The 8,810-nt window shown below is 52.7% G+C and carries 5 protein-coding genes and 1 pseudogene; 4 read left to right on the top strand and 2 right to left on the bottom strand.

The window, feature by feature from the left end:
- The 3 genes and pseudogenes from QJQ48_RS23915 to QJQ48_RS23905 all read left to right on the top strand — a co-directional run.
- Positions 1–541: pseudogene (locus tag QJQ48_RS23915) on the top strand (hypothetical protein); the annotation flags it as partial.
- Complete coding sequence (locus QJQ48_RS23910; protein WP_346293763.1) at positions 541–1,422, top strand: hypothetical protein; 882 nt, start codon at positions 541–543, stop codon at positions 1,420–1,422. The pseudogene QJQ48_RS23915 and the gene QJQ48_RS23910, both read left to right, overlap by 1 nt.
- Positions 1,376–3,160, top strand: a complete 1,785-nt coding sequence (locus QJQ48_RS23905; protein ID WP_346293762.1) for a type IV secretory system conjugative DNA transfer family protein — start codon at positions 1,376–1,378, stop codon at positions 3,158–3,160. The genes QJQ48_RS23910 and QJQ48_RS23905 overlap by 47 nt, the downstream gene beginning before the upstream one ends.
- Positions 3,161–3,254: 94 nt before the next feature.
- Here QJQ48_RS23905 and QJQ48_RS23900 read toward each other — a convergent pair whose 3' ends face one another.
- Complete coding sequence (locus QJQ48_RS23900; protein ID WP_346293761.1) at positions 3,255–3,830, bottom strand: Uma2 family endonuclease; 576 nt, start codon at positions 3,828–3,830, stop codon at positions 3,255–3,257.
- Positions 3,831–3,971: 141 nt separating this feature from the next.
- Here QJQ48_RS23900 and QJQ48_RS23895 point away from each other — a divergent pair, with 141 nt between their 5' ends.
- Positions 3,972–5,030: a PDDEXK nuclease domain-containing protein gene (locus QJQ48_RS23895; RefSeq protein ID WP_346293760.1), complete on the top strand. Its 1,059-nt coding sequence runs from the start codon at positions 3,972–3,974 to the stop codon at positions 5,028–5,030.
- A gap of 30 nt (positions 5,031–5,060) precedes the next feature.
- Here the strand turns inward: QJQ48_RS23895 and QJQ48_RS23890 are convergent, their stop codons facing one another.
- Positions 5,061–8,183 (bottom strand): plasmid replication protein, CyRepA1 family, encoded by a 3,123-nt coding sequence (locus QJQ48_RS23890; RefSeq protein WP_346293759.1) that lies wholly within the window; start codon positions 8,181–8,183, stop codon positions 5,061–5,063.
- Between the last annotated feature and the right edge of the window lie 627 nt (positions 8,184–8,810).

Genomic DNA, 8,810 nt, shown 5'->3' with positions numbered 1-8,810 from the left:
CGATATCAATGGGCAGGTGGCCCTGCCAGAGGGCACTGTCCTCATTACCGAAATCTCAAACATTCTTGAGGCCAACATCATTCAGCTCGCAGTCGTTGCCATTGTCTATCAGGATGCGGCGGGCAGAGTTCGGCAAGAAGCCATCGAACCTGGCGTTATTACGGTGCGAGGCGAGGATAACGAACCGCTGGTAGCAGAAGTCGAAAATGATGGCGGTAGCAGCTTTGGCGATGACCTCTTAGTCGGCTTGGCCGGGGCGCTTGGCAATATCGGTCGGGTGATTAATGCCCCTAATGCCGTGACAACCGCTAGCTCCGGTTCGTCCGGTAATCGCACATCGACCAGCACCTCTACCACGGTTACCAGCGGCAACAACGACAATATCTTTGGCGCGGCTCTAGAGGGCTTCTTTACACCCACAGCCGAGCGCCTTTCTGAGCGCTCCCAAAATAACCGTGAGACGGCTCAGCCCTATTTAATTGTCGAGGAAGGTGAAGAGGTTTCTATCTTTGTTAATGGCTTACTGGAGGTGGCTCTCTAATGCGCTTACCCTGGCTCATTCCCTGGCTCTTTATCAGCGGCTTACTGCCAAGCGGCAAAGCGATCGCTCAGCAGATTCGGCCCAATGCGCTGCCTGATGTGCCCATACCTGCAGCATCACAGGCAAGACCTGCTACCAGCATCGTCAGCGCTCAGCGGGCTAGGCTCTATACCTCGCCAGTCAATCTTTATCCAGGCCGCAATAGCATCATTGACTTTGCGGCTACGGGCGAAGTCATCACCTTCATTCAGCTCAGTGATCTCAGTCACATCGTTTACGACACCAATGCACCAATCGATAGCGGAGTTGCTCAGATTGTCGCACTACGGCTGATTCAGCCGATTCCCTTCGAGGGGCTAACCAAGTCGGCAGTGCCCAACATGGTCATCAGCACGCTCGATGAGCAGGGCAATACCTACACCTACTTGTTTGACTTACATCAAAACTCTGGCAGACCTTCTCAAACCGAGTCGAACGGCATTGCGATCGCCCCAGCTGGCGAGGTCAGAGAAACTCGGCTATTCAACACCGTGGCGCTCAGGCCCAACGTACTCCGTACTGACCAGGGCGAAGCCACGTTAGAGGATATTGAGCAGGGGCTAGCGATCGCTATTGAGCAGGGCTATACACCCGCGAATGATCCGGTGGTCACAGAGATCAGGGAGGCGATCGCTCTAGCGCGTAACGGCACACCGCTGCGCACCGCCGCTGATCAGCTGGGGCTAGACATGGCCGTGCTCACTGCCCTGGGTGAAATCAGCATTGAAAACTCTATCTTGGCTCCCGTTGAGCAGGAGCCAATCACCCTTCCCGTTGAACCGAGCAGGCTTAACTATGATGATATTTGCCCAGTTACAGGATGCGATTTTCGACCCCTTTAGAGAAGCCTGGCAGGTTATCAAAGATGTCTTGTTCTCCACACAGGGGTTGGTTCTCATTGGTCTAGTTGTAGGCATCTACGTGCTGAATCTGCTCAGCCCGCGCAAAAACCAGCTCACCTCTGGCCGCTGGGCTAACCGGCAAGATAAGTTCAAAGCCGTCAGGCGAGCGCACAAGCAGCTCAGCTCCAGTGATGCCGATGATGTCTGCCTCTGGTGCGGGTCGCCTAGCCAGTGGCAGGCAGGAGGCTTCATAGCTGCTGCGATGACGCTCATCAACGGCACGCCGCCTACGGTCTATGTCCCCGATGCTAATCGCAGCGCAGTTGTTATCGGTAAAGCCGGATCTGGTAAGACCTTCAGTGTGATTGACCCGATGATGACATCGGCCATTGAGCAGGGCCACCCCATCTTGCTCTACGACTACAAAGCTGATGAGTACGGCAAGGGCGGCCAGCTCAGCTATCTGGCAACGCTAGCGGCGCGGCATGGCTACAACGTGCAGATTCTCGCACCAGGGCGAGCCTATAGCGGCATCGTTAACCCGCTGGATTTTCTCGAAGATGAAAACGATAGCACCACAGCCGGGGTCTTAGCCGAAGTTTTTCACAAAAATCTGACGGGCGGCAACAGCGGGCGCTCTGATGCTTTCTTTGGCCCTGCTGGGCAACGGCTAATTCAGGCTTTGCTCCAGTACGCCAAATCGACCCAGTACCCAGACCTGGCGATGGCCTTCAGCCTGGTGCAGCTTCCGGGATTAGTTGAGCGGTTATCGTATGCCGCTAAGCAAGATAGGTTGCCCTACTTCGTTCAGGTCAACTTCTCTCAGTTCATTCAGGCGGGAGCTAGTGAAAAGACAGCTTCCGGCATCATGGCGACCGCCGCTGATGTCCTCACTCGCTTTATTGCCCCTGACCTGCTGCGATCTCTGCTGGGCCAAACCAATATTTCTCCTGTGCTCCAGCGCAAAGAGATGCTAGTCGTGCAGTCAGATATCTTCCGCCAAGATGTCGTTAATCCGTTGCTGGCGGCGATTATCAACGTCGTCATCAACCGCAACTGCTCAGTACAGCGCGAGCATCCCTTTATCTTTAGCGCGGACGAGTTTCCCACTATCTTCATGCCCCAAGCTCCAAGCTGGCCCAATGAGCACCGCTCTAAGGGCTTTGTCGGTATCTTTGGCTTTCAGTCGTTCCCCCAGATTGTTGAAAGCTATGGTGAGCAACGAGCTAAGGCGCTGCTTTCGTCATGCAGCACGCGCTTCTGGTTCAACCCTGGAGACGTGCAGACAGCTAGGAGCTACACCGATGAGCTAGGCGAGGAAGAGGTCGTTTTTCAAACTAAATCCTATAGCCGCAGTCGTGGTGATGACTGGGGCCGCAATCGCTCGGTGAGTGAGCAGGTGCGTACCAAGAAGCTGCTGACGCCTGATGAGGTGATGCGCTTTGACGTGGGGGAGTGCGTCTACATCAACCCGGCTTACGGCCAGCTTCCCATCCACTATGAGCAGCTTCCTGTTCCCAAAGCCGATGTCAAGCTCAAAAAAGAGTGTGAAGGCATGTGGGAAACCGTGCGCGACCGCATGATTCGCCGCGAGCAAAAAAGACGCCCCGACCTCAATATGGAACAGCAGCTCCAGCTCCGGCTCCAAGAGGCTAAAAGGCTGCTGCCGATGCCACCCGATGAAGAGGGCGAGAGCGGCAGCAAGCAGGCCGAGGCGAGCCTGCCACAGGAGTTTTAAGTGGACTATCTTAGGTAACAAAACCAAGCCTTTTAATGTTACCTAAGAAAAGTAGAGGTTCCGACGGTTCGCTCAGAGACGCTGATAGCGCTAGCTAAAGCTGAAGGGATCTATAGAGGTCGCTTAGAGCGATTTCTACTTCGATAGAGGCTAGCTTTACCTTGGCTTCCAGACCGCTGTAAGCGGTCAGTAGCCATTGGTTCTCGCTCTGTTTCACAAACTGCTCAACCGCTGGCTTGGACTGCTCGATTAACAGATACTCTTGCAGTGTGGGAATCGTTCGGTATGCCGCAAACTTGTCGCCGCGATCGTAGCCCTGGGTTGACTCGAATAAAACCTCGGCAATCAGTAGCGGATTTGTCACCGTATCCTTGCGGACTGACTTTAGCTCTAGCGGATTGGCAATGACCATCGCATCAGGATAGGTGTAGAGATCGGCTGATGGAATCCACAGGCGCTGATCAGCGACGAAGAGGCTATAGGGCTTTCCACGTAGGCCAAACCAAAGCAGGGCATTCAGGGCGCTAGCAATTTGATTGTGAGCAGGAGTCCCCCCAGTCATTGGAATAATTTGTCCATTGCGATACTCGCTGCGACTGTCAGAGGCTAGCTCTAGGGCTAGGTACTCTTCTACTGTGTAGGTTTTCGTGGGGCTAGCGGCGATCGGCATGGTTTATCAGCTGCGATCGGCAAGTTGCGGTGCTCTTATCCTAAGTCAGAAAACAGCCTCATATCTTCTCGGCGGAGCCTTCTATCAGAAAGATAGTGATATGTCATGCTGAGTATCTGTCTAAAAATATGTGTCCTTTTGATGCCCAGTCATTCTTCCTTGATTCCACCTGACGGCTATGAGCTTTTTCTAGCACAGCTGAAAGGCCGCATCCGAACTGCACAAGTTAAGGCCGCCTTGGCTGTTAATAGAGAGCTGGTTTTGCTTTACTGGCAAATTGGTCGTGAAATTCTCACGCGACAGCAAGCTCAAGGATGGGGCAGCAAGATTATTGATCGATTATCGCAAGATCTAAAGCAAGAGTTTCCGAACATCAAAGGTTTCTCCCCTCGCAATCTCAAATATATGAGAGCATTTGCCGAAGCCTATCCCAACGAGGAGATTGTGCAGCGAGCTGCTGCACAAATTCCCTGGTTTCATAACTGCGTCCTCTTGGACAAGCTCAAGGAGCCAGAGCAACGGCTGTGGTATGCCCAAAAGACGGTCGAAAACGGCTGGAGTCGCAGCGTCTTGAGTTTACAGATCGAAAGTGGTCTCTATCACAGACAGGGCGGCGCTGTGACCAACTTCGAGCAGACTTTGCCAAAGGCTCAGTCAGATCTAGCCCGCCAACTGATTAAAAATCCCTATTCCTTTGACTTCTTGTCTTTGGCTGAGGACGCTCAGGAGCGAGAGTTGGAGACTGCTCTAGTGGCTCATATTCGTGAGTTTCTGCTGGAGCTTGGCATTGGCTTTGCTTTTATGGGTAGCCAGTTTCATCTTGAGGTCGATGGCGATGATTACTACATCGACCTGCTGTTCTACCATGTGCAGCTCCGCTGCTATGTCGTCATTGATCTCAAGGTCACTGAGTTCAAACCAGAATATTTTGGCAAGATGAATTTTTACGTCTCGGCAGTAGACGACACCCTCCGGCACCCCGATGATAATCCCACTATTGGCTTAATACTCTGCCGCTCTAGTAAAAAAACTACCGCAGAGTATGCCTTACGCAACGTTAGTACCCCTATTGCTGTTTCGACCCATCGATTGCCAGAAAGGCTGCAAGAAAGTCTGCCAACAATCGAACAGCTAGAGATAGAGCTGGAAGCCGCAGCCCAAGAACTTGAGGCTAAAATAGCAGAGAACTCTGACGATTGAGAGTTCCTGGTTCGTACTATGGACCGTTCCTCAACTTATCTTTCGGTGGATTGTCTGTTCCAGATTCAGTTCAGATGTCTGAAAAGTCAGAGATAGGGGCTGTAGATTTGGCTCAGCTTGTTCATCTGAGGCAAGGAGGGACGACTTGGTTCCTGTCTTTTCTAATTCTAAGGTTGGGGTCGGATCACCCATAAAGTTTGTATTTGTATCAGTTGAGGGTGATCCGTCTGTTTCCGTCTGGGCTTGGGTAATGAGCTCGCGCCGCTCAGCCCGCCTTTGCAAGATTTCTAGCTGCTGCTGGTAGATATCAACATTGAGTCGATAAACCCTGAGTTTTTGACCCTCGTACCCCGGCATCCTCCGGCTCCAGCGAAACTCAGTTTTGATGCCGAGCTGGGCAAGGAGCTGGTGAGCAACTTGAACCGGACTCATCTCTTCTTTGATCGTGAAGTGCAGCGCTAGCTTGATCTGCAAGGCGATCGCTCTGGCTCTTTGAGCAAACGCTTCCAAGTCGTAGCGGGTCCATTCGCGGGTTTCGTCTAAAAAGTCTGTGAGTCCCAGTCGCTGCCGCAGCTGGCGCTTGAGTTCAGCATCGCTCATATCCCAAGGCGTCAGCCCTTGCTGCCAGTTGGCCTGCTTCTCCAACTTGCCTGCATCGGCTCCAATGGCAGTATCAGGATGAAGTAATGCTTCAAGCTGTAGCAGCTCCCCCCGCCGTCTGCCGTTATTGTCCGCTTCTACTAGCTCAGCGGTGACCGCTTCAACTGGCAGGCAGTAGAAATCAGCGATCGCAAACTTGGCAGCGGCGAGGCGTTCTTCTGGAGTGAGGTTTTCCTTGTTTTTCAAAGCTTCGTACTCTAAGTAAGTGAGATTATCGGCCTCAGCGACTTGCTGAGCTTCCATTGTCTTAATCGCGTCTCTAGCTTCTTTGAGCAGCAGCTTGGCGGCCTGGTCAGTTTCAGCCGCGATCGCTTCAATCCGGTTGCCTTCCCATTGCAGGCGCACCTTCAGCGCTAAGCGTAAGTTACCCATCGAGCGGTTACGTTCAGCTTCAAACCGTGCCCATAAATTGAGATGGGGGTCACTTTGCCAGTCATAGGCCGCGATCGCCCCGGTAACATCTTCTCTGAGGCTAGAGCGAATCAGCGAAGCTGAGGTATGGGTCTTATCCCTGAGCACCTTTTTGAGGAACAGGTGTGAGGTGCTGCGCGAGAGACGGCTGTAGTTGCGGCCATGCTCAGCGCACCAGACGACGCGCTCGATGGGTGGACGTACCCGGCCTAGCGCTTGGCTCATGTCAGCATCGGTAGAAGAAACGCCCCAGAACAGGCCGTAGACTTTATCAAAGTAGTCTGTCTCAATGCTGACGCCCGTTGCCATCGACGGGGTAGCGATCACCACGTCGAAGTCTTTTAGATGGGCGTTGGGGTTCTGGATGAACGCCTGCTCAATCTCGCCGCCACTGGTTTCAGAGTTCAGCAGCAGGCAGCGCAGTCCCAAGCCTTCAATCTGAGCCACCAGCCGTTCTAGTTTCTTAGAACCTGCTTTGCTATCGGTGGCAACGAAGACCTTTTTGCCGCTTTGGATATCTGCCAGCAGCCGCGCCGTAATCACAGAGGCATCTTTGGCCTCAATGAAGCGGACGCTGTAGCTGATGGTTTTGTAGTCGTTGCGAATTAAGAAAGGTTTCTGGCGATCGCCCCTAAGCTCAGTAATATAGTCCAGCACATCGTTGTTGAGGTCAGCATCGGCCAGGATGACGCGCCGAGCTATCTGAACGAGGTGATGGAACCGGGCCAGCAGCGCCGGTCTGCGGCCATCACGGTTACAGGTGGAGCTGGTCAATAGCGATCTCAAAACCTGCACCACCTCATCGAGCACCAGGTCGCAGCCAGCGAACTGGTCAGGATTGATTGCCAGCAGGGACTCGACACAGGTGCCGACACGCAGGGTATAGCCTGCACCGCTAATGAACTGGCCTTGAGCTTTGTCTAAGTCACCTCGGTAGTCGGCACCAAGTCGCTGGCAGAGATTGCGCATTAAAGCAATGCGGTGACCCGCAGGCAAGAGCCGTTCTGAGTCAGCGGTCAGCGAGGCAATCAGGTTAGTCTTACCGCTACCCTTGGGCGCGGCGATCGCCACGATGCCTTCAGCGGGGACAGACTCAGGCTTGAGTGCCCGCATCTCTGGTACATTGAGCCGCACATCGGCTTTGTGGGTGAGCTGGCTATCGAGGGCATTCCAGAGCTTCCACTGTTCTAGCGGTAAAGATTGCTTTAGTTGAGATCCAAACGCTTCAGCGCCAGCGGCCACGATAAAGTCGTCAGCACCTTTGCCGACAGCGCCATCCCACTGCACAATGCTAACCGCTGCACCTTGCGCTTCCAGCAGTCGGCCAAAGCGAGAAAGGGCGATCGCTACTCGCCTGCGAGTTTGAGCAGCAGCATCCTGGTCGAAAGCTAGCGTGACTAAGCGATCGCCTGCAACAAAGGGCAGCAGCTCTGGAATCAGATAGGGTTGTACCGGATGACCTAACGCATCCTTAGAGCGATAGCCACCGTTGACCCCATAGAGGGCGATCCCGACATAGCCCTGAGAGAGCAGACAAAGCGATTTCTTTGCTCCCTCGGTAATGAGAATCGGCACTTCAGGATGACGCGCTAACCACTGCCAAAAAGAACCCGATAGCGGCACCTCGATGCCGTGGTGCTGGCTGATGCGCTGTCTAATCTGAGTTGGAATAGGAGGTAGATAAGGCTTACTGCCGTTGCCGATGGGCGTCTCGTACTTGCGCCGTCTGAGCAGATGGGGGTGCTGCTGTATGAGCTGGTTGAAGCGGTGGGCGATCGCTCCTTCAGTTAAGTTCAGCGCATGTTTGAGCGCCTTCGTTGTTTTACGCTTGTCAATTTTGGCCTGAGCCAGCTTGACCTGCCAGGGGGTGCCATCTTCGTTGAAAAAGATAGCGCCTGCCAGATTGTCTCTAGCTTGAAGGCTGAAGCGTTTGTATTGCCAGCCGAGGGCATCGTGAATCGGTGTGCTGGGTTCGCCGCCAGCGGCAATTTCTAGATCTTGGTGAATGTTGACGGCAGCCTGGTACAGCTCAATATCAACGGCTGAGCCGATACAGCATTCCTGCTGAAATTCAACGTGCATTGTTTCAGAAAAACTAAAGTTCAGTGATGCTGAGCTGAAGCGTTCTCATCACCTGAATTTGAGCTGTGGCAAAACAGAGTCATCTAAAGATGTCTCCAAAAAATTTGCACAACAAACAAACGCACTATTGCAGAGATGATCCACAGGCGCTAGTATGGTGACAGAAATTTAAAACAGAACCCCGTGCCGCTGCTCAGCAAGCATGGCTTCTGGAGAGAGAGCGTTAGCAAATCACTTGCCGGTGGGAGTGCTAACGTTTTCTGCTATCTAGGGGTTCGCGCTCTCAAACTTTCAACAGACATCACCTCCTTTAGGCTACGTAGGGCTATTCTATGTGATCTCGCCTAAAAGTTCTTGTTACTGAACTTTATATCCGTTACTGGTGACTGTTACTGTATTGCAGCTTCTAGCTCGATTAGATAAGGCACAGGTACAGCAAATTGATTCAATTCTTGTAGGAAAAGAATTCAATATGGTATCTTAAAAAACAATAATTCTGCATAGCACCCAATCTTGCCTGCCAAAGCTGTTGAAGTGTTTTATGCGATTTATTATCGACGAATATCGAAGCAAGATTCTCAGTGAGCCAACGCTGGGAATCTTGTGCCTTTTAAATAAGTTTGAGCA

The organism is Sphaerothrix gracilis Ecp01, from assembly GCF_030405905.1.
Taxonomy (GTDB): domain Bacteria; phylum Cyanobacteriota; class Cyanobacteriia; order Phormidesmidales; family Phormidesmidaceae; genus Sphaerothrix; species Sphaerothrix gracilis.
This window is presented reverse-complemented; position numbering and strand designations above follow the sequence as displayed.